The following is a 25,397-nucleotide window of genomic DNA, read 5'->3' as shown; positions in this document are numbered from 1 at the left end:
TTAAAGATAATATAAAGAAATAATGATTTTAGAAAGGCTTGCAGGGTGATTTCATGACCATCGATGAAGTGTTGGAAAAATCCAGGGAATTTTTGTCGGAAGATGACGTTTCTTTTCTGGAACGTGCTTATAAATATGCCGAAAATGCTCACAAAGATCAGTACCGAAAATCCGGGGAACCTTACATTCTGCATCCGATTCAGGTAGTTGGAATCCTGGTCGAACTTCAGATGGATCCCGATACGTTAGCTGGAGCTTTTCTGCACGACGTCGTGGAAGATACGGAAGTGACTGTGGAGGATATTGAAGAAGCGTTTAATGAAGAAGTTGCCATGCTGGTGGATGGAGTCACCAAGCTGAAAAAAATAAAATATAAATCAAAGGAAGAACAGCAGGCGGAGAATCACCGGAAAATGGTGGTTGCCATGGCCAAGGATATACGTGTTATTTTGATCAAGCTGGCCGACCGCCTCCACAATATGCGGACGTTAAAGCATCTTCCGCCGGACAAGCAGCGGCGGATTTCAAATGAAACACTGGAAATATTCGCCCCTCTTGCCCACCGGCTCGGTATATCCACCATCAAATGGGAACTGGAAGACACGGCCCTGCGTTATCTGGACCCGCAGCAGTATTACCGTATCGTCAATCTGATGAAACAGAAACGGGCGGAACGGGAACAGTATATAGACGAAGTGATACAGGAAATCCGGGTGAACATGCAGAATACGAATGTAGAAGCGGCTGAACTGTACGGCCGGCCGAAGCATATCTACAGCATTTACCGTAAAATGGTAAAACAGAAAAAGCAGTTTAATGAAATCTATGACCTGCTGGCGGTTCGGATTATCGTGAAAAGCATTAAAGACTGCTACGCGGTGCTCGGTATCATTCATACGTGCTGGAAGCCGATGCCGGGCCGTTTCAAGGATTATATTGCCATGCCGAAAGCCAACATGTACCAGTCTCTTCACACGACCGTTATCGGTCCGAAAGGCGAGCCGCTGGAAGTACAGATCCGATCGGAGGATATGCATCGCGTAGCTGAATTCGGGGTTGCCGCCCACTGGGCCTATAAAGAAGGGAAGCCGGCGTCGGGCACATCCCTTGAGGACAAGCTGACCTGGTTCCGCGAAATTATAGAATGGCAGAACGAAACATCGGATGCCCAGGATTTCATGGAATCGCTGAAAATGGATCTTTTTTCGGATATGGTATTTGTGTTTTCGCCGAAAGGGGATGTGATCGAGCTTCCCCGGGGATCGATACCAATTGATTTTGCCTACCGGATTCATACCGAGATCGGAAACCGTACCATCGGCGCCAAAGTGAACGGAAAAATGGTTCCGCTCGATTATCAGCTCAACACCGGTGATATCGTTGAAATGTTGACATCCAAACATTCTTACGGCCCGAGCCAGGACTGGCTGAAGCTGACCCAGAGCTCTCATGCCAAAAACAAGATCAAGCAGTTCTACAAAAAGGAACGCCGGGAAGAAAACGTGTCCAAAGGCAGGGACATGGTGGAAAAAGAGCTGAAATCACAGGGGTACGACCCCAGGCAGGCACTAACCGACGAAAACAAACAGGAGACCGCCGACAAATTCAGTTTCAGCAGTGAAGAGGACATGTTTGCGGCAGTCGGCTACAATGGTGTCAGTCCGAAACAGATCGTAACGAGGCTGACGGATAAAATACGCCAGCAGCAGGAACGGGAAGAAGAACAGAAGCCCGTAGCCGAGGCGGTGAAGGATGTCACCACCCGGACCGAATCGAAAAAAACGAGCGCCGGTGTCAATGTTAAAGGGGTGGACAACCTGCTTATCCGGCTCTCCAAATGCTGTAACCCGGTTCCCGGTGATGAAATCATCGGTTTCATCACGAAAGGCCGCGGGGTGTCGGTCCACCGTACCGATTGTCCGAACGTCCAAAACGTCGAAGAAACGTCCCGTCTGCTGCCGGTGGAATGGGAAGCCACGAATGATAAACGCAAAAACTACAGCGTCGATATTGAGATTACCGGATATGACCGCCGCGGTCTCTTAAATGAAGTGCTTCAGGCGGTAACAGAAACAAAAACCAATATTACAGCGGTTAACGGCCGTTCCGATAAAAATAAAGTAGCGGTTATAGATGTCACCATCTCTATAGCCAATATCGATCATCTGCACCGGGTGGTGGAAAAAGTGAAAAAACTGCCCGACATTTATTCGGTACGCCGCAGAATCCATTAACGAAGACAGGAAAGGATACAGAAGCCATGCGTGTAGTCATACAGCGGAGCAGCAGCGGAAGCTGTGAAGTGGATGGAGCCGTTACCGGTTCCATTGAACACGGAATTGTTCTTCTCGCCGGATTCACCGGAGACGATACGGAAGAGGATATCACATGGATGGCGGATAAGATTGTGAATCTCCGCATCTTTGAAGACGACGCGGGAAAAATGAACGAATCCCTGCTCGACCAGGGCGGAAACATTCTGTCCGTACCCCAGTTCACCCTTTACGGGGAATGCAGAAAAGGAAGGCGCCCGAATTTCATGCAGGCGGCTGCACCGGAGGAAGCAGAATCCCTGTTTCACCGATTTAATGAACGGCTCGCCGAAAAAGGGGCGGCAGTGGAAACCGGACAGTTCGGCGCGGAGATGAACATTTCTCTCACCAACCATGGACCGGTCACTTTCATTATTGATTCCCCTTCGTAAAACAGCTTGACAATCCGTCCGGAGATTCGTATGATAATTATCAGTTATGTATGACGATACAGATGACAAACGGCCGGCGACAGAGAAAGTAAACAGGACCGGGGCATTGCAGAGAGGAACTGCTGCAGCTGAGATCAGTTCCATGCCAGCTTGTTGAAAGACACTCTCGAGGCTCCGCTTCGAAGGCGCATGATGCTTGTAGGGGCGGACGTAACCAGGCGTTAACGGTAAAGAAGCGGAAACATGTCTGTCATGTTTCAACCAGGGTGGCACCACGGGAATAACTCGTCCCTCGTATTTTACGGGAGACGGGTTTTTTATTGCAGAAAATCAGGCGGAGAAAGGAGCTGGAGATATGAATATACGTATACCGAGAGGAACGCAGGATATTCTGCCGGGGCGCTCAGAGCACTGGCAGTACGCGGAGGCAGTCTGGCATGATATCTGCCGCCGATTCAATTATTCGGAAATACGGACCCCGATTTTCGAACAGACGGAATTGTTCCAGCGCGGTGTCGGTGATACGACCGATATCGTCCAGAAAGAAATGTACACATTTGAAGACCGCGGGGGCCGTAGTCTGACGCTGCGGCCGGAAGGAACCGCATCGGTCGTTCGTTCCTATGTCGAAAACAAGCGGTTCGGTCTGCCGGACCAGCCGGACAAACTGTACTATTCCGGTCCGATGTTCCGGTATGAACGCCCGCAGTCGGGAAGGATGCGCCAGTTTGTCCAGTTTGGAGTCGAAGCCATCGGAAGTGCCGATCCTGCTGTCGACGCGGAAGTTATCGCGCTGGCGATGGAGTTTTACAGGGAAACCGGGCTCCACGGACTGAAGCTTGTCCTGAACAGCCTCGGGGACCAGGAAAGCAGAGAGGCTCACCGGCGTGCGCTGATTGGTCATTTCAAGCCTCATATTCAAGAGTTCTGCAGTGACTGTCAAAGCCGGCTTGAAAAGAATCCGCTCCGCATCCTCGACTGCAAAGAGGATAAGGATCATCCGCTCATGCAGGATGCTCCATCCATTCTGGATTATCTCAATGACGATTCCAGGCGGTACTTTGAGACGGTCCAGGAACTTCTGGACAAAATGGATATCGCGTATGAGGTCGACCCGAATCTTGTCCGGGGCCTGGATTACTACAACCATACCGCCTTTGAAATCATGATTGAAGGTGAAGGATTCGGCGCCATTTCCACGCTGATGGGCGGAGGACGCTACAACGGACTTGTGGAAGAACTGGGCGGCCCGGAATCGCCCGGAATCGGTTTTGCCTTGAGTGTGGAACGCCTTTTGATGGCGCTGGATACCCAGGACGTGGACATTCCGGTCCAGAAAGGCCTGGACTGCTATCTCGTGACGCAGGGAGAAGAGCCGGACAAAGAAGGAGCGGCTCTTTTGACAGAGCTTCGGAGAGCAGGAATCACTGCCGACAAGGACTACATGAACAAAAAAATGAAAGGGCAGTTTAAAGCTGCCGACAGGCTGCAGGCGACGTTCACAGCAGTACTGGGCGAAGAAGAATGGAAAGCCGGCAGCATCAATGTAAAAAATATGAAAAGCGGCGGACAGGAAGAAGTTGCGATCAAAGAACTTCCCGCCTATCTGTCAGAGCACTTGAAGGAGGAACAAGAATGATTGGACGGACACATTACTGCACAGACATTACGGAATCCACCATCGGCTCCACAGTGGAATTAAAAGGGTGGGCCCAGACAAGGCGCGACCTCGGACAGGTTATATTTATCGACCTGCGTGACCGCAGCGGCATTGTACAGATTGTGGCGAATCCCGAAATTTCGCCGCAGGCTCTGAAAACTATGGATAAAGTCAGAAATGAATATGTTCTGGATGTGAAAGGTACCGTTGTAAAACGGGACGAAGAAACATATAATGACAAAATTCCAACCGGAACGGTGGAAGTTCAGGTGGAGGACGTACACATTCTCAACGACGCCAAACCGCTTCCGTTCCAGATTGAAGATGACACCGATGTGTCAGAAGATGTCCGGCTGCGCTACCGTTACCTTGACCTGCGCCGTGCTGAAATGCGGGAAACGTTTAAAATGCGTCACCGGACGACGAAATTGATCCGCGATTTTCTGGACGAGCAGGATTTTCTCGAAATGGAAACCCCGATGCTGACAAAGAGTACCCCGGAAGGTGCGCGGGACTATCTTGTGCCGAGCCGGGTGCATCATGGAGAATTCTATGCGCTGCCGCAGTCGCCGCAGCTGTTTAAACAGCTTCTGATGGTTTCTGGTTTTGAGAAATATTATCAGATCGTACGCTGTTTCCGGGACGAGGACCTTCGTGCCGACCGCCAGCCGGAATTCACCCAGGTGGACATTGAAGCATCCTTCATGAAGACCGAAGATTTTCTGCCAATGATGGAACGCATGATGCAACGGGTAATGAAAGACGTTCACGGTGTTGATATTAAAGCACCGTTTAAGCGTCTGACGTATGACGAAGCGATGAACCGTTTCGGATCTGATAAGCCGGATACCCGTTTCGGCATGGAACTGGTCGAGCTTTCCGATATTGTGAAAGACAGCGGCTTTAAAGTATTTACCGATGCGTTGAAAAACGGCGGCATCGTTAAAGGCCTGAATGTCAAAGGCGTTGCTGATTCCATGTCCCGAAAGGAAATCGATGACCTCCAGGAATTCGTCGCCATCTACGGCGCAAAAGGGCTGGCGTGGCTGAAAGTGGAGGAAGACCAGCTGAAAGGCCCGATCGCCAAATTCTTCACAGATGAAGAAACCGCTCAGCTTCGGGAAGCACTCGATGCAGAAGCCGGCGATCTGCTGTTCTTCGGTGCAGACCAGAAACAGATTGTCTTTGATGCGCTTGGTGCGCTGCGACTGAAGTTTGGAAAAGAACTCGGTCTCATTGATGAGAATGCGTTCCATTTCCTGTGGGTAACGGAATTCCCGTTAATGGAGTATGACGCGGATGCAGGCAAATACACAGCGATGCACCATCCATTCACAAGGCCGGTACCTGAGGATATTGATAAGCTGGATGATCAACCGGAAGCGGTGAGAGCGGAAGCGTATGACCTTGTGCTGAACGGATATGAACTCGGAGGAGGATCTCAGCGGATATTCGAACGGGACCTTCAGGAAAAGATGTTTACCGCCCTCGGTTTCAGCAGGGAAGAGGCAGAAGAACAGTTCGGATTTCTCCTGAATGCGTTTGATTACGGTACACCGCCGCATGGAGGGATTGCACTTGGACTGGATCGACTCATCATGATCCTGGCCGGACGCAGCAATCTTCGTGATACCATCGCCTTCCCGAAAACAGCCAGTGCCAGCTGCCCATTAACCGGTGCTCCCGGTGAAGTAAGCGACAGCCAGCTGGATGAATTGGACCTGAAAATAGTCCCCCGGGACGAAGAGTAGTATGTATTAAATGTGATCGGTCTGCTGAAAAGCGGTAATGAAGGGTGATGGATCGGTTTTAATCTGAAAGGTCCGCACCCCGCTGGTCGTATGGAGATACAGGAAACCGATCCGGCCGGGCTCCCAGCGGAAGGAAATATCGAACACTTCCCGCAGCGGATATTGGTGATAGCGGCTTTCCAGCCTGTCTTCGAACAGATAAAGCCAGCCGCTGTATTCCTTCTGTTTCTTCTCCAGCCATTCAATCGTCTGCTCGACGTGGATGACTTCCTGTCTGGCAATCCAGTTGGTTGCAGCATGATCGTTTTCCATAAAAAGCAGCTAGTCCTTTCGTTGAAAAGTTTTAACCTGAATACAGTCTATACCCTGATCCGTTCAGCATGAACCATATTCGGGCAAATTTGGTAAGATCCGCTTATTTTTCACCGAAATCAGCAGACATCCCGGCTGCATTCTTGACCGCTTCATCGATAGATGCTATGATGTAATCAATCAATTTGAAGAGTCCTGAGGTGTACGTGGGACACTAATCGTTTTGAGCCAACAGTTTTACATTGGGAGCCCGGACGTTTCAATTGGAATGGCATGCCTCTTTTAAGTGGAAGTCTGCACAATTGAACAGGGCACCCACCTGCCGAGAGCAGGCTTCAAAACTAAGTCAGTTTGACGGCACATCGGGACTCTTCTCATGTAATCAATATCAGTCAGCCCCAGGGGATGAACTCCTCTGGGGTTTTATATTTATATATTAAAAAATTAGGGGAATTTCTTCTTTCCCTCCGCTGACTATGAGATAATGAACAGCGTGGTTCTTTAACTCTCCACCATTTTTTCGAGGTTACCGTTTCTGTCCATACGAAAAAGGTGGGGAACCGGATCTGTTTCTTCTGTGACAGCCATTTCCCTTGCCCGATTCATCATACTTATAATCGTCTCATAGTCCTGTTTGACGGCTTGGTAGTCGCTGTTTATTCTATCGATCTCCTCCTGCAGTTCACGGTTCCGGGACTCCAGGCGGGTAATCGTTTCGCCTGTCGTCTCCGTTAACGAAGATTCCAGCTGTTTTTCCAGCTCAGCCAGGGCTTCAATAATAGATTCAACAGACGACACTTCAGATGGTTCCGTGCGGTTCTTCACGTTCGAAACAGCTGTGCGTGCCGAATGTCTTAAATATTGTTTACGTTCGCGTTTCGCTGTTTTAATTTCATCCTTATACTTGGCCCGTACGATGGCGTTCCATCGGAAACCGCAGGCCGCCGATGTTCTGTCCAGCGCATCCCCGGCTTCATCAAAAGCATTCAGCTGCGTGCTCCCTTTTCGGATATGCTGCAGAATGGTATCAGCCAAAAATCGGTCGTCCCGGTCGGACCAGGCGTCCTGTCTTACATTCACGGATGCATCTCTCCTTTTTCATCCATAGATTGACAGCTTCTAGTGTAGACGGGAATAGAGAGATATATACGTACAGGATTCACAGGTTTTGACGCCAAAAAGGATGAAGACCAAGGCAGGTGATAAAAATGAAAACCCTCCGATCTAAACTATTAGTGATATTTCTGGTGATAACCTGTGTTCCGCTGACAGCAGCGGGCATTATTTCATACCAGACCCAGAAGAATGATCTGACCGACCGTATTGAACAGACGCTGTTTATTTTTACGGACAACCTGTCTCTTGCGATTGAGGATATTATCCGGGAACGGCTTACCGATCTGGAGCAGCTTTCGGATAATCCCGTCCTGATGGATGAAGAGGCGGAAGAGGAAGAGATCCGGCAGGAATTTATGAAATTCATACATAACCATGAACTGTATTACGGGCTTATCTTTGTCAATCCGGAAGGACGGGTGACCGTAGATACGGACGGCACAGTGGTAGGCAATAATGTCTCAGAGAGGGAATGGTTTCAGGAAGCGGGGGAAGGCGGCCTTTTTCTGTCAGACATTTTTCTTTCTCCGGTGGTGGACAGTCCCATCCTTGCGATGGCCTCCTCCGTGGAAAATGAAGACGGAGAGATTATCGGAGTCATATCTCCGTCCTTTGACCTTGAACATTTATGGTCGTTTTTATGGGACCGCATTGACGAATATTCGGAACAGCAGAAAAACGTTAACACCAATGGGGATACTTTTATTCTGAATCAATCGGGGGACTATATCGCCCACCCGAATCAGGATTACATTCTGCAGAAGAATTTTCTCGAAGAAACAAATAAAAACATAGAATCGATGGAAGAAATCAGGAACCGGCCCGGTCTGATCCATAACGAACAGAAAGAAAGCGTAAGCGCCATTGCCCCTGTCGGTCAGATGGAAGGGTTCAGTAATAACTGGTATGTCGGTATTTCTGTTCCGGAGGAAGAAGTATATGCTCCGCTGAGGAATCTTCTTTGGAAATATCTCGCCCTGTTCAGTGCAGCGCTTTTAATCACCGTAACTGCCGTGTTCAAGTTATCCCGCTACATTGTGAGACCGGTCGAAAAACTGGTATCGGCTACCAGTGATTTTGCCGGCGGGAAAAAGGTGCTGCCGCTTCAATCGAACGCTTATGAAGAAATCAATAAGCTAACAAGGACGTTCAACGACATGACCGAACGTCTGGAGGAGCGGGAGCAGGCACACCGCAAGTCAACACTGATTCTGGAGACGACGGACAACGGGGTTATTTCCATTAACCGGCATGACCTTACGATTACGACGTTTAACCGGACATGCGAAAACCTTTTTCAGTGTGACAAAGAACAGGTGCTGGGCCGGACACTTGAAGATGTAAAAGAGATATGCCCGGATTTTGCTTCGTTTATCCGTCATGTGCAGTTATCCAGTGGAAGTGACCAGCGTTCGCTGATATACGAGTTTGACTGTACCATTCAGGAACGCACACATTCCTTTTTCCTGAGTAATACGCCGCTGCCGGCGCTTGAAAAGAACGGTGGTGTGGAAGATGTTCTGCTTGTGTTTAAAGACATTACAGAGAAGAAAGACATGGAAAAGGAACTGCTCCGCAGTGAAAAATTAAAAGTAATCGGCAGACTGTCGGCCGGGTTTGCGCATGAAATCAGAAACCCGCTGACAACCATCCAGGGTTTCATGCAGCTGTTCAACGAAACATCCGAAACAGGAGGATCAGAGAACTATCATTATCAGATTATGATGTCGGAAATAGAACGGGTGAACAGTATCGTTGAAGATCTGTTAACCATTGCAAGGCCGGAGAAAAAAGAGCAGAAAGAGTATGTCGACCTGAACGAAATGATCCACGAGACGGTCGTTTTATTCCAGGGACGGACGGATCATAAAAATATCACATTGGAAACAGCGCTGCAGGATACGCTGCGGACGGTTTACGCAGAAGAGAAAAAACTGAAACAGGTATTTATGAACTTCATCAAAAATGCCGTAGAAGCGGTGGAGCAGGACGGACGTATTGTTATTGAAACGAAACAATGGTCCGGTACAAACCAACACGGCGTGCTTGTCCGTATTGCAGATGATGGCTGCGGCATGGATGACGAAACGCTCGATAAACTGGGAACTCCGTTTTACACAACGAAGTCGGACGGCACCGGTCTCGGCTTAATGACCTGCTTTCAGATTATTGAAGAAGCCGGCGGGAGGATCCATGTACAAAGTGAAAAAGAAAAGGGGACGGAATTTGAAATCTGGATCCCCGAGCAGTAAAAATGGCAGAGGCACCGGCTCAGGTACCTCTGCCGTTTTCCATATTGTAGTAAATGTCGGCTAATGATCGTTCGAATTTACTGGTGTCTTTGGGTACATAATATCTGTCATTTTTCAGTGTATCCGGGAGATACTGCTGGGGCAGCCACCCTCTCGGATCGTTGTGCGGGTATTGATAGGCGGTGCCGCGCCCGAGGTTTTCCGCTCCTTTGTAGTGGGCATCTTTCAGATGAACGGGAATTTCCGGTGTTCCATGCTTCAAAAGAGCCTCCCGCGCCTGATCAAAGGCAGTATAGGCACTGTTTGATTTCGGGGAAAGGCATAACTCCACGACGACATCGGCAAGCGGTATTCTTGCTTCCGGAAATCCAAGCCGTTCTGCTGCCTCTACGGCCGCAAGTGCTCTCGGGCCGGCCTGCGGACTTGCCAAGCCGATATCTTCATAAGCGGTCACAACGAGACGCCTGCCGATACTGACCAGATCCCCGGCTTCAACGAGCCGTGCGAGGTAATGAAGGGCTGCGTTCACATCGCTCCCGCGGATCGATTTCTGAAAAGCGGACAACACATCATAATGGGCGTCGCCGTCTTTGTCATGCTGGAAACTTTTTTTCTGAATGCACTCTTCGGCGGTGGCCAGATCGATGGTAATCGTTCCGTCTTCCACCGGTGGAGTGGAGAGCACTGCCAGCTCCAGCGCACCGAGCGCCGTCCGGAGATCTCCGCCGCCTGCTTCAGCGAGATGACGGGCGGCATCGCTCTTCAGCTCAGCCGGGTACGTTCCAAGTCCCCTCTCGTCGTCCTCAAGAGCCTGATACAATGCCTCCATCCCTTCTTCGATGGACAGCCGGTGCAGCTCAAAAATCTGGCAGCGGCTCCGGATGGCCGGATTGATAGCGTGATAGGGGTTGGCTGTCGTAGCACCGATCATGATAATCAATCCTTTTTCCAGATGAGGCAGCAGGAAATCCTGTTTCGTTTTATCGAGTCGGTGGACTTCATCCATAATGACGATCAGTTGATTGGAGATCTTTGCCTCTTCCACCGCGATCTCCATATCTTTTTTGTTATGTTCGACGGCATTCATCATTTTAAACGGGGTGTCGGTACTGCCCGCCACTGCCGAAGCAATGGATGTTTTTCCGGTGCCGGGAGGTCCGTAAAGAATCATGGAGGTCAGTTTTCTCGTCTGAATCATGCGCTGCAGCAGCTTTCCTTCGCTGAGAATGTGCTGCTGCCCGATGACTTCACCGGCCGTCCGCGGACGCATACGGTAGGCGAGCGGCTGCTGTTTATTCATAATAAACGCTCCTTCATAAATGGGGACATACCCCGGATGGAAGTGTTACGTTATGTTAGAACATCAGTTCTACTGTAACACAAAAAGAAGAGGAGAAACAGGGAAGAGGCAGAGATAAGACAGCATCTTATGCAAAACCCCCCCGATTCATGCTATAATGACGAAGGATTATATCGAAATGAACAGAAAACAGGACAGTGGCTGCCCTTAATCGGAGAGCAGGGATGGTATGGAAGGAACGTTTGCAAAACATGAGCATTTCATCACAAGATGGCTTGTATTCACAGCCGGAGTCATTATTATGTCTTTCGGCATTGCACTTATGATCAGGGCCGAACTTGGAAGTGCGCCGTGGGATGTGCTGAATATCGGTCTTCGGCACCAGTTCGGATTGACAGTCGGGAGCTGGAGTATCATTGTCGGTATTGTAGTGATCGCATCCGCCTCGATACTGGAACGGCGGCTTCCCCAGGCGGGTGGAATTTTAAATATGTTTCTTGTCGGGATGTTTATCGACCTGTTTCTTTTTATACTGCCGGCGCCGGAAGCCATTGTGATAAGAGTGATAATGCTCCTTGCCGGTATTATTATCATTGGATACGGGATAGGCACCTATATTGCCCCCGGATGCGGAGCAGGCCCGAGGGACAGTTTAATGCTCGCGCTGCAGCAGAAAACAGGCTGGAAAGTATCACGCGTCCGCGGAATTATGGAAATTCTGGTCCTTTTTATCGGATGGGCTCTCGGCGGACCTGTTTTTATTGGAACCGTTCTGTTTTGTATAGGAATCGGCCAGGTGGTGGGCTTTGCCCTGCCGCAGTGTAGAACGATGGTGAACCGACTGATAGAAAGAGGTGGCACAGATGAAAATATCAACCAAAGGCCGTTACGGTCTCACGATTATGATGGCACTGGCAAAAAGGTACGGTGAGGGCCCGGTATCCCTGAAATCGATTGCCAAAGAGCATCAGCTCTCGGAACATTATCTTGAACAGTTGATAGCTCCGCTGCGGAATGCGATGCTGGTAAAAAGCGTGCGCGGTGCCCACGGCGGTTATATGCTGACAAAGGATGCCGCAGATATCACTGCCGGAGATATTATCCGGGTACTGGAAGGACCGATCAGCCCGGTGGAAGTCCTTGATGATGAAGAGCCTGCAAAACGGGATCTGTGGATCAAAATCAGGGACGCAGTTAAAGACGTTCTTGATAATACGACGCTGGATGATCTGGCATCGTTTAAAGGGGACGACGATCACGAATACTATATGTTTTATATTTAAATCACGAGACGGGAGGATGTAACCAATGTCCGCGATTTATGTAGACCATGCGGCTGCCACTCCTGTTGCTCCGGAAGCGGCTGAAGCGATGATGAACGTGCTGAATTCCAATTACGGCAATCCATCCAGCATTCATTCACACGGAAGACAGGCTCGCAAACAGCTGGATGAAGCGCGGCGGACACTCGCGGCAACCATTCACGCCGCGCCGGAAGAAATTGTGTTAACAAGCACCGGCACGGAAGCCGATAATCTCGCCGTAACCGGCTTCGCCTATGCGCATCAAAACAGGGGGAACCACATTATCACATCTGTGGTGGAACATCATGCGGTTCTTCACACATGTGAAAGACTGGAAAAAGAAGGGTTTCAGGTGACATACCTGCCGGTGGATGAAGAAGGCCGGGTAGATGCGCAGCAGGTAAAAGATGCGGTGACGGATGAAACCATTCTGATCACGATCATGCATGGCAATAATGAGACCGGAACGCTCCAGCCCATTGCCGGTATTGCTGCATTTGCTGCCGAAGAGGGCATTGCCGTGCATACGGATGCGGTCCAGTCGTACGGGCTGGAGGTGTTGGATGTACGGGAGATACCTGTCACCATGCTTACCGCGTCTTCGCATAAAATCAACGGTCCCAGAGGGGCAGCGTTTTTATATGTCAAAAAGGGAACCGCCCTCCTTCCGGGAATGACAGGAGGCGAACAGGAACGAAAACGAAGAGCGGGCACAGAAAATGTACCGGCCGCGGCCGGATTTGCTGCTGCCGCAGAGACCGTCGTAAAAGAAAGGGCTCATCACCGCGCCCATACGGCCGCACTCCGGGATCATTTCCTTGCCTGTTTGCGGGAACATGAGGTATCGTTTAAAATAAATGGGCCGGAAGATCACCGCCTTCCTCATATCATTAATGTTTATTTCCCCGGAATTGAAGTGGAGTCTTTTCTCGTCAGGCTGGATATGGAAGGCATTTCAGCGTCCAGCGGCTCTGCCTGCACCGCTGGATCGGTTGAACCGTCCCATGTACTGCAGGCGATGTATCATGATTCCGAACGGGCGCAGGCGTCGGTTCGGTTCAGCTTCGGGATGGTAAACACAATGGAAGAGATGGAACATGTGGCGGCTGTCATTAAAGACATCACAAACAGTATGACAATAGATATTTTTTAACATGGAGGTGAAACCATTGACTTGGACCCGCAAACGTCCGGAAGACACCAGAGTTGTCGTCGGCATGTCGGGAGGGGTGGATTCTTCAGTGACCGCCGCTCTCTTGAAGGATAAAGGCTATGAAGTCATCGGTGTTTTCATGAAAAACTGGGATGACACCGACGAGAACGGTGTCTGTACCGCGACGGAAGATTACGATGACGTGATCACCGTCTGTAATCAACTCGATATCGCGTATTACGCGGTCAATTTTGAAAAGAAATACTGGGATACGGTGTTCACTTATTTTCTTGATGAGTATCAGGCGGGGCGGACGCCGAATCCGGACATTGTCTGTAACAAGGAAATTAAATTCAAGGCTTTTCTGCAGCATGCTCTGACACTCGGTGCCGATTATGTGGCTACGGGCCATTATGCCCGCATCCGCACGGAAAAGGATGGAACGGTTTCGATGCTTCGGGGTGTGGACCGGAACAAGGATCAGACGTATTTTCTGAATCAGCTCAGTCAGAAGCAGCTGGAACGGGTTATGTTTCCTCTCGGAGAGCTGGATAAACAGCAGGTCCGCGATATCGCCCGCGAAAAGCAGCTCCATACGGCAGATAAAAAAGACAGCACCGGCATCTGTTTTATCGGCGAGCGTAATTTCAAGGAATTTCTGAAGTCCTACCTCCCTGCGCAGCCGGGACAGATGGTGACAGAAGACGGAACGGTCAAAGGCACCCACGAAGGGCTGATGTATTACACGCTCGGTCAGCGCCAGGGACTTGGTATCGGCGGCGCCGGCGAACCGTGGTTTGTGCTGGACAAAAACCTTACCCGCAATGAGCTGATTGTCGGTCAGGGCTATTACCATTCCGGCCTGTATTCCGAAGGGCTCCATGCTTCCGGATTCAACTGGATTGATAATACACCAAGGACAGAACCCTTTACCTGTACGGCGAAATTCCGGTACCGTCAGGAAGACCAGAAGGTAACCGTATATCCGAAGGCTGATGGAAGTGCGTACGTGGCATTTCATGAAGCCCAGCGCGCCATCACACCGGGACAGGCCGTCGTATTGTATGAAGGAGAAACATGTCTTGGCGGCGCGACAATTGAAGAAGCGGTAAAAACGGGGGAAAGCGTGGGATCGTAACCGCGTTTTCCCTTTTTACTTTACAGGAAAAAGGAGCGAAAACCATGGATGAAAATGAAAAAGCGATTGAGGCAATTTCAAAAGGAGAGCTGGAAAAAGCGCTGGAACTGCTGAATCAGGCAATCGAGAACAACCCGGAAGACGCGACGGCCTATATCAACTTCGGTAATATCTTAGCTGAAGCCGGAGAACCGGAACGGGCCCTCTCTTTTTACGAGCAGGCGATAACAAAAGATCCGGAAGCAGCCGCCGCCTATTACGGAGCGGGCAATGTCTCCTATAATGCCGAAGAATACAGTGAAGCATTAAACATGTACCAAAAAGCCCATACAGCTGGTCTAGATGATGCCAGTCTGCATTACATGATGGGGCTTGCCTATTATCAGACGGAAAAAATTCCTCACGCGCTTGCCTGCTTTCAGACTGCGCTGGAATGCGATGAAACGGATACGGAGGCCCGATTTTATTACGGCATGTGCCTGGCTCAGACCGAGCAGCTGGATGAAGCAGCAGAACAGCTGGAGCGGGTGGTAAAAGAAGATGACACGCACGCCGACGCTTACTACAATCTTGGGGTGGCCCAGTTAATGAAAAACGACATACAGGCGGCCATTTCCTCCTTTGACAAAGCCGTCGAGGCGCAGCCGGATCATATGCTCGCCATGAACGGCAGAGAACAGGCGGAAAAGATGCTCGAAGAATAAGCCGGAGGGTGGTTTATCATGACAAATGTTCCCATGGCCGGAGAATCTTATATCAGCGGCACGGTCATACATATCATTTTCCGTAATGAAGATAACGGCTATACGGTGCTGCTTGTAAAAGTACAGGAAGCCTCTGAAGACTGCCGCGAAAAAAAGATTACAGCCGTCGGTCATTTTCCCGTCATAGAAACGGATGAACGTTATCGTTTTGAAGGACAGTTCAAGGAACATCCCCGGTTCGGACGGCAGTATCACGTGCAGACTTTCCAAAAAGAGCTGCCCACGGAACGGGATGCTTTTATCCAGTATTTAGCAAGTGACCGCTTTCCCGGGATCGGAGAGAAAACAGCGGAGAAAATGGTCGATGCGTTTGGGGAAAACGTGATTTCCATCATCCTGGACGATAAAGAAAAACTAAAGCAGATCAAAGGGCTGAACGAAAAAACGCGTCAGAACATCTATGAGGCGATGCTTGAAAACCAGGGAATGGAGCGCGCGATGACGATGTTGACCCGGTACGGGTTCGGCATGGACCTTGCCGTTAAAATCTATCACATTTACCGGGAGACGACGTTTGATGTGATTCAGGAAACACCGTACAAACTCGTCTGGGATGTGGAGGGCATCGGCTTTGTGAAAGCGGACAGGCTCGGCCGCAGTATGGGAATCGGCGAGGATGATCCGGAACGGTTGAAAGCGGGTCTCCTCTATGTGGTGTATGAAAGAACGATGCAGAACGGTCACGTGTACGTACCGCAGGAACTGCTGCTCGAAGAAGCGCAGCATCTCTTGAGCGGCAGTGATTTTCAGGCAGATGCCGCCATCCTGCGTCAGCCCCTGCTTTATTTAATAGAGGAAGAAAAGCTGATCGAAGAAGAGCAGCGTTTGTATCTGCCGTCTTTGTATTTTGCCGAGAAAGGGTTTGTAACGAAAGTAAGACATATGACGGCCCTGGAAGAGTCGGATATTTCGTACTCGGAAGCTGATTTTCTGAAAGCACTCGGTGAAACGGAAGAAGAATTCGGTATAGAATATGCCGATCAGCAGAAAGAAGCCATCCAACGGGCAATGGACTCCAGGCTCATGATACTGACGGGCGGACCGGGAACCGGAAAAACGACAGTGATCCGGGCTATCGTACAGATGTTTTCGAAACTGCATGAATTTCCGCTTGACCGTTCGCAGTATAAAAAGGATGAACCTTTTCCGGTCCTGCTCGCTGCGCCAACCGGGAGAGCAGCGAAGCGGATGAAAGAGTCGACCGGTCTGGAAGCTTTTACGATTCATAAATTGCTGGGGTACAGCGGGGAAGGCGGTGAAGATGTATTTGAAAAAGACGAGGATGAGCCGCTGGAAGGGAAGCTGCTTGTCGTCGACGAAGTGTCGATGGTTGATATGTGGCTGGCGAACCAGCTGTTTCGATCGATTCCCGAAGACATGCAGGTCATTCTCGTCGGCGATGAGGATCAGCTTCCCTCCGTCGGTCCCGGACAGGTGCTGACCGATTTGATGGAGTCCGGTATGGTGCCGGTTACCGCGCTTTCCGTCGTCTACCGGCAGGCGGAAGGCTCTTCGATTATCGAACTCGCCCACGCTGTCAAGCAGGGGGTTCTTCCGGATGACCTGGGAACAGCTTATGATGACCGGCGTTTTTTCCCATGCGGCAGGGATAATGCCGTCGACCTGATTGAACAGGTCTGTGCCGGTGCGTTAAAAAAAGGGTATTCACCGATGGATGTGCAAGTGCTCGCACCCATGTACAAAGGACCGGCAGGGGTTCATGAATTGAACCGCCGGCTGCAGCATCTGTTCAATTCCCCTGATGAAAAAAACAGGAAAGTGACGTTCGGAGAGGCGGTCTACTCCAAAGGCGATGTCATCCTCCAGCTTGTCAACAACCCGGAAGAACAGGTTTATAACGGTGACAGAGGAGTGGTGGAAGCCATTTTTGAAGCAAAAGAGACCGAAGACAACCAGATGCAAATTGTCCTTTCTTTTGACGGAAAAGAAGTCACTTACACCCGTCAGGATCTCAATCAGATTATGCTTGCCTACTGCTCGTCCATTCATAAATCACAGGGAAGTGAATTTCCGATTGTCGTTGCTCCTGTTCTGATGTCCTACCGGCGGATGTTGAAACGCAACCTGCTTTATACCGCCGTGACAAGGGCCAGAGATTATTTGATTATCGCCGGCGAACAGCGTGCACTGCAGTTCGCGATTGACAATGACAGTAAAGATGAACGCTATACAATGCTGAAAGAAAAGCTGACACAACAGGAACAGTCCCGGGAAGACACATGAAGCGGAAAGCCATGTATAGAGCAGCCCCGGACTGGGCAGGATGGTTACTGTTTAAGAATAAAATGAAGCAAAGGATCGATATATTCCATGCACTGCCCATATTGCAAATCAACATTAACCGGAAAGCTTGGCGCGGATCATTATTACTGCTGGGACTGTTTCGTCGAATGGACTGTCGAAAACGGCGAATACACCCTCTATCAAGTAGAGGAAGACGGCACCCTATGCTGCCTCGACGATCTTTTCGGAAAACAGTGGTACCTGGAAGAAGGATAAGAACACTTCTGCCATGAAGGGCAGGAGTGATTTTTATATTCACATATTGAAATATAAATACAAAAATAATTTATAATATTGACATTTTGTTTCATTATCGTACAATAAAAGTAACACAAAAGGTTGGGGGGATGATGGTGGGTGTTATAGCAGGTGTGGATGGCGGCGGATCAAAAACAGTCTGCCGGATCAAAAACCCCGGGCACTCCGGTGTCCATTTTCAGGAATGTATCTCCGGTTCAAGCAATCCGCAGACAGCAGGACTATCTGTCTCGCTGCAGACGGTGGCGGACCTGGTGGATCGTACACTTTTTGTGAATGGCATCGCACCACGGGAACTGTCGGTAGTGGCTGTCGGGATCGCAGGACTCCGTACCACCGAAGAAAAAACTCAGTATCAAGCAAAGCTGAAAGAAACATTTTTAACATTTGAATATTCAAAATATTGTAAAATAAAAGTAGAGAATGATGCTGTCATTGCGCTGCGGTCGTATGTCCACCCTCCCCATCCCGGGATACTGCTTGCTTCCGGGACCGGGTCCATCGCATACGGTATTGATTCGTTGCAGAAGGAATGGAGAAGCGGTGGATGGGGGTGGCTGATTGGCGATGAAGGAAGCGGCTGGTGGATCGGATGGAAAACTCTGCAGACGGCAGCTGCCACTCATGATGGAAGAAATGAAGCTGGTCAGCTGCTGGAAGCTGTGTTGAACGAATGGAATCTAGAGGATCCGGCCCGGCTTACAACAGCGGTGTATCAGTCGGAAGATCCCAGAAAGAAAATCGCTGATCTAACAAGGATGACGGCCAGACTGGCTGAAGAAGGCGACTTTGAGGCAGAGGCGGTGCTGGAAGAAGCCGGCCGCCATTTATCAAACCTGCTGATCAATGTATATGAAAAGAGCCGTTTTTTCCCTGTACCCGTTCCCGTTATATTGCAGGGATCGGTGCTGAATCACATCCCTGCTGTAAGAGAAAGCGTGGAAGCCGGCCTCTGCAGGAAAACATTCCGGATATGTGACAGGGAACCCGGAAAAGAACCGGTGGAAGGAGCACTGAATACAGCATCTGCGCTTGCCATGGATATTACGTGACAGAAAGGATCAGTGGGATGAATACAAATTTATCAGAATTAATAACCGAAAAAAGAAATCCAAGGACAAAAGAGCTGGACCATGCAGACACATTGGATGCTCTGCGGCTGATGAATGAGGAAGACAGTAGAACTGTGGAAGCGGTGAAGAAGGAGCTTCCAAAAATCGCGGGAGCAGTGGATGTGATTTACCACAAAATGGTTTCAGAAGGCGGCCGGCTGATTTATCTTGGGGCCGGTACGAGCGGCAGGATTGGAGTTCTGGATGCTGCAGAGTGTCCACCTACCTTCCGGGTTCCCCATGATCAGGTAATTGGTCTGATGGCAGGTGGAGAAAAAGCGTTGTTTCATGCACTGGAAATATCAGAAGATGAAGAAGAAACAGGAAAACAGGATTTACAGAACATTAGCCTTTCAAAAGCAGATGTCGTCATAGGCATTACAGCAAGCGGGAGAACGCCTTATCCTATCGGAGGCTTGAAATATGCGGGGGAAGTTGGTGCATATACGGTTGCGCTTTCGTCCAATCCGAATCCAGAAATAAGCAGCCATGCCGCTCTCTCTCTGGAAGTGGTCACGGGAGAAGAAGTCCTGACGGGATCCACACGTTTGAAAGCGGCGACAGCGCATAAAATGGTGCTGAACATGATATCGACGATGGTGATGGTGCGGAGGGGGAAAGTATATGAGAATTTGATGGTCGATGTTCATGCTTCCAATCATAAATTAAAAGATAGAGCAAGACGGATTGTGATGGAAGCAACAGGCGCCGGTATGAGAGAAGCCGAGTCCGCGTTGTCCGCGTGCGGGGAGGAAGTAAAATCGGCAGTAGTGATGATTTTAGCAGAATGTGAAGCAGAAGAGGCGGTGTCCCGTTTACAACATCATGGAGGTGATATCAGAAAAGCGTTGCAGGAGGTACGTTAATCGGAGACAGAAGGGATATTAAAAAAAGGGGGAAGTAGTAATGAAGCCGCAATTCACGAGATGGTGGAAAACGGTCGGTATTCTTTCAGCGTTCAGCATAGCCGCGGCCTGTTCATCCGGAGGAGAAGGGGACGAAACTGCTGAATCAGACAATTCGGAGCAGAATACGGAAGAAACATCGGACAATGGGGAAAGCGGAGGGGGAGATGGAAGTCTTTCCGGAGATTTTGAAATTCAGTATTTTGTCGGAGGGTACGGGGACGAATGGTGGAAAGAAGTGATAGGAGATTTTCAGGAGCAGCATCCGGATCTCAATATCATAGAACACGCCGGACCTAATATTAACGAAGAAATGCGGACCCGCTGGGTGTCGAACGATCCTCCGGATGTGGTTTACATTGACGGTGCAGGATCCAGTGAAACCCAGATGGTGGAAGATGGACAGCTGATGAATTTGACGGACTGGGCTGCTGATATTGAACTCGAAGATGGATCGAAATTACTGGACAGTTTTATTGTGGAACCTAATAAATATGATGGAGAGTTGTACAGTCTTCCGCTTGTATTTGATACGTGGGGAACCTGGTACGATAAAGCATGGTTTGAAGAAAAAGGGTGGGAAGTACCCGATAATTTTGATCATTTCATGGAAGTAATGGGCAATATTCAGAAAGAAGAAGGAATGGAACCGTTCGTTACAACCGGGCAGTATCCTTATTATTTCCTGCGTGGGGTGCTCAATCCTGCTTTTGGTGCAGCCGGAGGAGATGAACTGCTGGCCGAACTGACAGCCGGGGAAGAAGGAGCCTGGACTAGTGAGGAGACGCTGAGTGTGATGAAGAAGGTGGAAGAAATGGTTGACGCCGGCTATGTTGATTCGGGCTATGCAGCGCTGAATCATACGCAGTCGCAGATGAATTTTCTTATGCATGAAAACGCATTCATACCAGTCGGGTTCTGGCTCCCGAATGAAATGGAAAACGATACTCCCGACGATTTTGAATACGGGTTTACACCGTCTCCATTTCAGGATGAAGGAGAACCCTATGTCGTCGTTCCAGACTTGAGACCGCTTGCTATAGCGGAAAATGCGGATAATCCGGAGGCAGCCAAGGCATTTGTGGAATTTGTTTTCAAAAGGGAGTACGCCCAGCTGTTTTCTGAATATACCGGTGCGATCATGAATATTTCGGATGTGGACCTTAGTGAAAATCCAGAAGTTCCGGAGTATCTTCAGGAAGCCAATGAAATGATTAACGATCCGGAGCAGGTGGAGATACACTCACTCCCTTATCCGATGAGCGCGGATCTGGAACAGCCGATCAGTGATGCTCTTGTGGCATTGATGTCGGGGGATATCACCGCGGAAGAATTTACGGAGAGAGCGGAAGAAGCAGCAGCAGATTATCGTGACTAAATTGGTGAAAAAGGGGATCTCCCAAAGGATGGTCCCCTCTTCCCTGCACAGCCGGTGTCTGTTGTGAAGGAAAGGAGCGGAACCATGGTTCAGACGAAAAGACAGCGGTACGGATTTTTAGCTTTCTGTCTGCTTCCTACGTTTATACTGTTTCTGATATTTACCATTTATCCTTTGTTCAGCGGTATGTATTATTCTTTTTTTGAAATGTCCGGCGTATCCTCCAATAAAGAATTTGTCGGATTTGATAATTATATTGAACTTTTTCAGGATGAAGTGTTTCCACATACGATCTGGCATGATTACTTTCTTGTTGTGACCAAAGTGACCGGCATTATGATTCTTTCCACATTTTTTGCCGTGGCATTAACCCAGCTTCGTATCAAGGAAGCTCCGTTTTACCGGATTGTTTTTTTCTTTCCAAACATTATGAGCATTGTCGTCATAGGAATTCTTTGGATGTTTATTTTTAATCCGGATCTGGGGCTGATTAATTCAGGACTGGAGGCGGTCGGTCTTGGTGAGTGGACGAAAGCATGGCTGGGTAATCCTGACACAGCTTTGTCCGCTCTCGTTCTGCCATCGGTTTGGGCAGGTATCGGTCTTTTCATGTTAATGCTGATTGGCGGTATATTAACCATTCCGGAAAGTTATTATGAAGCGGCAGTCGTTGATGGTGCAAGCGGATGGCAGCAGTTCTGGAAAGTGACAGTTCCGCTTGTGTGGCCGCAGATTAAGAACTCGATCCTGTATATCGTTATTACGACGTTGAACGGTTCGTTCATCATCGTGCAGGTGATGACAGAGGGAGGGCCTGACAATTCCACCCAGGTGATGGGGTCGTATTTGTACCAGCAGGCTTTTCAGCGGAATAATTTCGGATACGGGGCGACGATTGGTGTGGCTATCCTTATTCTTTCGCTGATTACGGTACTGCTTCTGCAGAAATTCATGAAACGGGAAAAAATTCAATATTAAAGGGGGGAGGATGAATGAAAAGCCGAAATAGAAAAGATATTATCAAACAAACCGGGATCAGAATACCATTGATTTTATGGGCCGCCGCTGTATTGTTTCCTATTATCTGGATGGTTTTAGGGTCTTTCAAGTCCAATGCTGAGATCTATGCATCCCCCTGGGGTCTTCCTGAATCATGGAATTTTTCAAATTATGCGGTTGCCTGGTTTGATTACGGCCTTGGCACCAGTGCCTTGAACAGCATCATGGTGACGGCAGGCGGGACCCTGCTCACCATCATTCTGGCTGTTCCTACGTCTTATGCACTCGAAAGGATCCGTTTTAAGGGAAGTACGCTCATGTATAATTTATACCTGAGTGCGATGATGATTCCGCTTGTTCTCGGATGGATTCCGTTGTTTTTCCTGCTGTTGAACATCAATCTGCTGGACAATCTGTTCGGATTAGTATTAGTCTATGCTATGAGCCAGATTCCCTTCAGCGTATTTATTCTTACTGGATTTATGAGCACGATTCCTGCGGACCTCGAAGAAGCAGCGGCCATTGATGGCATGTCACAGTATCGTATGCTGTTCACTGTCATCACGCCACTTTCGATGACGGGGATTATTACCATTTCCATTATGAATGCGATTAACTTCTGGAATGAATATTTTATGGCGTTGATATTTCTGCAGTCGTCAGAGAAATACACCCTTGCTCTGGCTGTTGATTTTATGAAAAACGAGGCACAATACACAAATGCCTGGGGGACGTTGTTTGCCGGGCTGGTGATAGCAATTGTCCCGGTTATCATTGCTTACGCGGTGTTCCAGCGCAGAATTACCAAAGGGATGACAGAAGGTGCTGTAAAAGGATGATCAAAAGAAAAGGTGAAGCGCATGACAGAACAGAACAGCTCCACTTCTTTAAAAGGCGGACTGACCCTGCTGAAAGAAATGAAGGACTATCTCCCACGCTCGGAACAGAAAATTGCGGCCTATATCGTGGACCACCCTGAATTTTCGGTTCAGTATACCGCACAGGAACTTGCTGAAAAAAGCGGAACCAGCAGTGCGGCCGTCATGAGATTGTGCAAGTCGCTCGGGCTGCAGGGACTTCCGGATCTGAAGCTGCGGATCAACGGTGATCTGCAGATGGAGGTATCAAGAGGATACAGGGAAATAGAGCCGGGAGAATCTTACCGGAAAGTTGTACAGAAAATGCTCTCCAACAGCCGGCAGGCCATTCATGAAACGACGGATACGATGAATTATGATCAGCTCGAGCGTGCCGTTCAATACTTGAAAACAAGCAGCCGACTCTACTTTTTCGGTGTTGGAGCATCCAACTTAATTGCCCGGGATGCAGAGCAGAAGTTTATGAGGATTAACCGTAATGTGACAGCCTTTACGGATCCTCATATGGCTGTCACGCAGCTGGCAAATGCAGATCACCATGATCTATTTTTTGCTGTTTCTTTTTCCGGAGAGACCAAAGAAGTGATCCGGGTAATGGAACTGGCCGCCCAAAAAGGGGTGAAAACCATTTCCCTGACCCGGCTCGGCCAGTCTTCTTTATCCGCAGCTGCAGATTGTGCCCTGTACACATCCGCTTCCATGGAACCGACCGTCCGCAGCGGGGCGACATCTTCGAGGCTTGCCCAGCTGTACATGGTTGATGTTCTTTTTATGTGTGTATTGGCTGAAGCTTATGATCATTCTATTCATTACATGGAAGAGACAAGAAAAGCGGTTGATTTTCTGAAACAGGATTAACAGCCTATGTGGTTTTTCATAAATCGGTGCGTATTGTTCCATCCTAGTGGTAAAAGGGGTGGGACAGCTGATGAATCCTGAACAGGAACGGGTCTGGATGCGGCGCATGCTGACCGCGGCTGCGGTGTTGATAATGGTATATCTCATTTATCTGCTGCACCCGGTCTGGCTTCCGATTCTCAAGACAGCAGGAAAGGTTCTGCTTCCTTTTCTTGCCGCCGGAATCATAGCCTACCTGCTTCATCCGGTGATAGATGTGCTGCATAGATGCCGGCTGCCGCGTCCTCTTGCGATAACAGCGGTTTATGTCATCTTTTTCGGGGGAGGAAGCTGGCTGATATGGTATTACAGTCCGGTGATGTATCAGGAACTGGACCGGTTTATCCGCAGTCTTCCGTTTTATTTTGACCAGGCCTATCAATGGATGACGGCGATTCACCAGCGGGTGGAACTTCTTCCCCCGGTCGTGCATGATCATATGGAAGCCGCTTTTCAGGAGGCAGAAACACGGGCAGTCCGGATGATCCGCGGATGGGCAGGGAGATGGAAGGATATATTCGATTTTGCTGTCATGCTGATTCTTCTGCCTTTTCTAGTGTTTTATCTATTAAAAGACTACAGAGCTTTTCAAAAGATGGTAAAGCGACTGACACCGGTAAAATGGCGGAAGGAAGCACATCTTCTTGCCGTATCCATCGATGAGTCCCTCGGCAGTTATATCCGCGGCCAGTTCCTCGTCGCCGGTACGGTCGGACTTTTATCGACGTTTGCACTCGTCTGGATGGAGATTCCAAACGCAGTCGTTCTCGGCCTTTTTATCGGCCTGACGGACGTTATTCCGTATTTCGGCCCGATTCTGGGCGCCGTTCCTGCTGTCATTGCAGCCGGAACTGTATCGATGAATAAGGCGCTTGCGGCAGCTGGTGTTCTGTTTGTCATCCAGCAGCTGGAAGGAAATCTTCTTTCTCCCTATATTGTCGGAAGAACAGTAGATCTGCACCCGCTCGTGCTTGTTTTTGCTCTTCTGCTTGGATTTGAAGCTGCCGGGGTGATCGGACTTCTTGCTGCTGTTCCGCTGTTTGTCATCGTCCACCATATTACACGTACGTTCCGCACCTATAAAAAAGAGAAACTGAAAGAAGATTGACATATACCGTGATATCTTATATAACTAAAGAAGACAATGGATACAGAAAACGTGAAGATGGGAAAAGTAGACTGAAGCCCCTGAACCAGAGACCGTTTTACCAG

General features: G+C 49.3%; 22 protein-coding genes, 1 other RNA gene and 1 other annotated feature. Of the genes, 20 read left to right on the top strand and 3 right to left on the bottom strand.

Annotated features, from left to right (window positions below; genetic code table 11):
• The first annotated feature begins 53 nt into the window (after nucleotides 1-53).
• From ACW9JV_RS11560 to aspS, 4 genes are all read left to right on the top strand, one after another.
• Nucleotides 54-2,234 (top strand): RelA/SpoT family protein, encoded by a 2,181-nt coding sequence (locus tag ACW9JV_RS11560; RefSeq protein ID WP_457334363.1) that lies wholly within the window; start codon nucleotides 54-56, stop codon nucleotides 2,232-2,234.
• 26 nt (nucleotides 2,235-2,260) lie between these two features.
• Nucleotides 2,261-2,704, top strand: coding sequence for a D-aminoacyl-tRNA deacylase (dtd, locus tag ACW9JV_RS11555; RefSeq protein ID WP_457334361.1), 444 nt, complete (start codon nucleotides 2,261-2,263; stop codon nucleotides 2,702-2,704).
• Between the two features lie 67 nt (nucleotides 2,705-2,771).
• Nucleotides 2,772-3,000, top strand: a binding site (T-box leader).
• Nucleotides 3,001-3,059: 59 nt separating this feature from the next.
• Nucleotides 3,060-4,343: a histidine--tRNA ligase gene (gene hisS / locus ACW9JV_RS11550; RefSeq protein ID WP_457334359.1), complete on the top strand. Its 1,284-nt coding sequence runs from the start codon at nucleotides 3,060-3,062 to the stop codon at nucleotides 4,341-4,343.
• The gene (gene aspS, locus ACW9JV_RS11545) at nucleotides 4,340-6,115 is read left to right on the top strand and encodes an aspartate--tRNA ligase (protein WP_457334357.1); all 1,776 of its coding nucleotides are present in this window, start codon (nucleotides 4,340-4,342) and stop codon (nucleotides 6,113-6,115) included. Before hisS ends, aspS begins: the two co-directional genes overlap by 4 nt.
• Nucleotides 6,116-6,121: 6 nt before the next feature.
• On the opposite strand, the gene ACW9JV_RS11540 is transcribed toward aspS, so the two are convergent.
• On the bottom strand, nucleotides 6,122-6,427 hold the full coding sequence (locus ACW9JV_RS11540) for a hypothetical protein (RefSeq protein ID WP_457334355.1): 306 nt from the start codon (nucleotides 6,425-6,427) through the stop codon (nucleotides 6,122-6,124).
• Between the two features lie 189 nt (nucleotides 6,428-6,616).
• Between ACW9JV_RS11540 and ssrS the strand changes: the two genes are divergently transcribed.
• Nucleotides 6,617-6,800: non-coding RNA, 6S RNA (ssrS, locus tag ACW9JV_RS11535), on the top strand.
• Between the two features lie 128 nt (nucleotides 6,801-6,928).
• Here ssrS and ACW9JV_RS11530 read toward each other — a convergent pair.
• Nucleotides 6,929-7,507 carry an RsfA family transcriptional regulator gene (locus ACW9JV_RS11530; RefSeq protein WP_457334354.1) on the bottom strand — a complete coding sequence of 193 codons (579 nt, stop codon included), beginning with the start codon at nucleotides 7,505-7,507 and terminating at the stop codon, nucleotides 6,929-6,931.
• Nucleotides 7,508-7,635: 128 nt separating this feature from the next.
• Here ACW9JV_RS11530 and ACW9JV_RS11525 point away from each other — a divergent pair, with 128 nt between their 5' ends.
• On the top strand, nucleotides 7,636-9,795 hold the full coding sequence (locus ACW9JV_RS11525) for an ATP-binding protein (protein ID WP_457334352.1): 2,160 nt from the start codon (nucleotides 7,636-7,638) through the stop codon (nucleotides 9,793-9,795).
• A 19-nt stretch (nucleotides 9,796-9,814) separates the two neighbouring features.
• Here ACW9JV_RS11525 and ACW9JV_RS11520 read toward each other — a convergent pair whose 3' ends face one another.
• Nucleotides 9,815-11,095 (bottom strand): replication-associated recombination protein A, encoded by a 1,281-nt coding sequence (locus tag ACW9JV_RS11520; RefSeq protein WP_457334350.1) that lies wholly within the window; start codon nucleotides 11,093-11,095, stop codon nucleotides 9,815-9,817.
• Between the two features lie 229 nt (nucleotides 11,096-11,324).
• Here ACW9JV_RS11520 and ACW9JV_RS11515 point away from each other — a divergent pair, with 229 nt between their 5' ends.
• The 14 genes from ACW9JV_RS11515 (at nucleotide 11,325) to ACW9JV_RS11450 (ending at nucleotide 25,293) form a co-directional block, all read left to right on the top strand.
• Nucleotides 11,325-12,026, top strand: a complete 702-nt coding sequence (locus ACW9JV_RS11515) for a YczE/YyaS/YitT family protein (RefSeq protein ID WP_457334348.1) — start codon at nucleotides 11,325-11,327, stop codon at nucleotides 12,024-12,026.
• Nucleotides 11,959-12,378 (top strand): cysteine metabolism transcriptional regulator CymR, encoded by a 420-nt coding sequence (gene cymR / locus ACW9JV_RS11510; RefSeq protein ID WP_457334346.1) that lies wholly within the window; start codon nucleotides 11,959-11,961, stop codon nucleotides 12,376-12,378. Before ACW9JV_RS11515 ends, cymR begins: the two co-directional genes overlap by 68 nt.
• A 25-nt stretch (nucleotides 12,379-12,403) precedes the next feature.
• The gene (locus tag ACW9JV_RS11505) at nucleotides 12,404-13,552 is read left to right on the top strand and encodes a cysteine desulfurase family protein (RefSeq protein WP_457334344.1); all 1,149 of its coding nucleotides are present in this window, start codon (nucleotides 12,404-12,406) and stop codon (nucleotides 13,550-13,552) included.
• 16 nt (nucleotides 13,553-13,568) lie between these two features.
• Nucleotides 13,569-14,690, top strand: coding sequence for a tRNA 2-thiouridine(34) synthase MnmA (mnmA, locus tag ACW9JV_RS11500; RefSeq protein WP_457334342.1), 1,122 nt, complete (start codon nucleotides 13,569-13,571; stop codon nucleotides 14,688-14,690).
• Between the two features lie 44 nt (nucleotides 14,691-14,734).
• Nucleotides 14,735-15,394, top strand: coding sequence for a tetratricopeptide repeat protein (locus ACW9JV_RS11495; RefSeq protein WP_457334340.1), 660 nt, complete (start codon nucleotides 14,735-14,737; stop codon nucleotides 15,392-15,394).
• A gap of 18 nt (nucleotides 15,395-15,412) precedes the next feature.
• Nucleotides 15,413-17,698 carry an SF1B family DNA helicase RecD2 gene (gene recD2 / locus ACW9JV_RS11490; protein WP_457334338.1) on the top strand — a complete coding sequence of 762 codons (2,286 nt, stop codon included), beginning with the start codon at nucleotides 15,413-15,415 and terminating at the stop codon, nucleotides 17,696-17,698.
• 87 nt (nucleotides 17,699-17,785) lie between these two features.
• Nucleotides 17,786-17,974: a hypothetical protein gene (locus ACW9JV_RS11485; protein WP_457334336.1), complete on the top strand. Its 189-nt coding sequence runs from the start codon at nucleotides 17,786-17,788 to the stop codon at nucleotides 17,972-17,974.
• 131 nt (nucleotides 17,975-18,105) lie between these two features.
• Nucleotides 18,106-19,068 carry an N-acetylglucosamine kinase gene (locus ACW9JV_RS11480; RefSeq protein ID WP_457334334.1) on the top strand — a complete coding sequence of 321 codons (963 nt, stop codon included), beginning with the start codon at nucleotides 18,106-18,108 and terminating at the stop codon, nucleotides 19,066-19,068.
• A 17-nt stretch (nucleotides 19,069-19,085) separates the two neighbouring features.
• Complete coding sequence (gene murQ / locus ACW9JV_RS11475) at nucleotides 19,086-19,994, top strand: N-acetylmuramic acid 6-phosphate etherase (protein ID WP_457334332.1); 909 nt, start codon at nucleotides 19,086-19,088, stop codon at nucleotides 19,992-19,994.
• A gap of 40 nt (nucleotides 19,995-20,034) precedes the next feature.
• Nucleotides 20,035-21,411: an extracellular solute-binding protein gene (locus tag ACW9JV_RS11470; RefSeq protein WP_457334330.1), complete on the top strand. Its 1,377-nt coding sequence runs from the start codon at nucleotides 20,035-20,037 to the stop codon at nucleotides 21,409-21,411.
• 84 nt (nucleotides 21,412-21,495) lie between these two features.
• Complete coding sequence (locus ACW9JV_RS11465; protein WP_457334328.1) at nucleotides 21,496-22,389, top strand: carbohydrate ABC transporter permease; 894 nt, start codon at nucleotides 21,496-21,498, stop codon at nucleotides 22,387-22,389.
• Between the two features lie 14 nt (nucleotides 22,390-22,403).
• Nucleotides 22,404-23,249 carry a carbohydrate ABC transporter permease gene (locus ACW9JV_RS11460; protein ID WP_457334326.1) on the top strand — a complete coding sequence of 282 codons (846 nt, stop codon included), beginning with the start codon at nucleotides 22,404-22,406 and terminating at the stop codon, nucleotides 23,247-23,249.
• A 21-nt stretch (nucleotides 23,250-23,270) separates the two neighbouring features.
• Nucleotides 23,271-24,146 (top strand): MurR/RpiR family transcriptional regulator, encoded by an 876-nt coding sequence (locus ACW9JV_RS11455; protein ID WP_457334324.1) that lies wholly within the window; start codon nucleotides 23,271-23,273, stop codon nucleotides 24,144-24,146.
• Between the two features lie 70 nt (nucleotides 24,147-24,216).
• On the top strand, nucleotides 24,217-25,293 hold the full coding sequence (locus ACW9JV_RS11450; RefSeq protein ID WP_457334322.1) for an AI-2E family transporter: 1,077 nt from the start codon (nucleotides 24,217-24,219) through the stop codon (nucleotides 25,291-25,293).
• Nucleotides 25,294-25,397 lie beyond the last annotated feature (104 nt).

The organism is Salibacterium sp. K-3, assembly GCF_054052005.1.
Note: the sequence above shows the minus strand (reverse complement) of the source record. Positions and strands in the feature narration are given on the sequence as shown.

Excerpts from the sequence above, each read along its gene's own strand:
- ACW9JV_RS11560 (WP_457334363.1), top strand. The coding sequence starts at position 54 with ATGACCATCGATGAAGTGTTGGAAAAATCCAGGGAATTTTTGTCGGAA.
- dtd (WP_457334361.1), top strand. The coding sequence starts at position 2,261 with ATGCGTGTAGTCATACAGCGGAGCAGCAGCGGAAGCTGTGAAGTGGAT.
- hisS (WP_457334359.1), top strand. The coding sequence starts at position 3,060 with ATGAATATACGTATACCGAGAGGAACGCAGGATATTCTGCCGGGGCGC.
- aspS (WP_457334357.1), top strand. The coding sequence starts at position 4,340 with ATGATTGGACGGACACATTACTGCACAGACATTACGGAATCCACCATC.
- ACW9JV_RS11540 (WP_457334355.1), bottom strand. The coding sequence starts at position 6,427 with ATGGAAAACGATCATGCTGCAACCAACTGGATTGCCAGACAGGAAGTC.
- ACW9JV_RS11525 (WP_457334352.1), top strand. The coding sequence starts at position 7,636 with ATGAAAACCCTCCGATCTAAACTATTAGTGATATTTCTGGTGATAACC.
- ACW9JV_RS11520 (WP_457334350.1), bottom strand. The coding sequence starts at position 11,095 with ATGAATAAACAGCAGCCGCTCGCCTACCGTATGCGTCCGCGGACGGCC.
- ACW9JV_RS11515 (WP_457334348.1), top strand. The coding sequence starts at position 11,325 with ATGGAAGGAACGTTTGCAAAACATGAGCATTTCATCACAAGATGGCTT.
- cymR (WP_457334346.1), top strand. The coding sequence starts at position 11,959 with ATGAAAATATCAACCAAAGGCCGTTACGGTCTCACGATTATGATGGCA.
- ACW9JV_RS11505 (WP_457334344.1), top strand. The coding sequence starts at position 12,404 with ATGTCCGCGATTTATGTAGACCATGCGGCTGCCACTCCTGTTGCTCCG.
- ACW9JV_RS11495 (WP_457334340.1), top strand. The coding sequence starts at position 14,735 with ATGGATGAAAATGAAAAAGCGATTGAGGCAATTTCAAAAGGAGAGCTG.
- recD2 (WP_457334338.1), top strand. The coding sequence starts at position 15,413 with ATGACAAATGTTCCCATGGCCGGAGAATCTTATATCAGCGGCACGGTC.
- ACW9JV_RS11485 (WP_457334336.1), top strand. The coding sequence starts at position 17,786 with ATGCACTGCCCATATTGCAAATCAACATTAACCGGAAAGCTTGGCGCG.
- ACW9JV_RS11480 (WP_457334334.1), top strand. The coding sequence starts at position 18,106 with ATGATGGTGGGTGTTATAGCAGGTGTGGATGGCGGCGGATCAAAAACA.
- murQ (WP_457334332.1), top strand. The coding sequence starts at position 19,086 with ATGAATACAAATTTATCAGAATTAATAACCGAAAAAAGAAATCCAAGG.
- ACW9JV_RS11470 (WP_457334330.1), top strand. The coding sequence starts at position 20,035 with ATGAAGCCGCAATTCACGAGATGGTGGAAAACGGTCGGTATTCTTTCA.
- ACW9JV_RS11465 (WP_457334328.1), top strand. The coding sequence starts at position 21,496 with ATGGTTCAGACGAAAAGACAGCGGTACGGATTTTTAGCTTTCTGTCTG.
- ACW9JV_RS11460 (WP_457334326.1), top strand. The coding sequence starts at position 22,404 with ATGAAAAGCCGAAATAGAAAAGATATTATCAAACAAACCGGGATCAGA.
- ACW9JV_RS11455 (WP_457334324.1), top strand. The coding sequence starts at position 23,271 with ATGACAGAACAGAACAGCTCCACTTCTTTAAAAGGCGGACTGACCCTG.
- ACW9JV_RS11450 (WP_457334322.1), top strand. The coding sequence starts at position 24,217 with ATGAATCCTGAACAGGAACGGGTCTGGATGCGGCGCATGCTGACCGCG.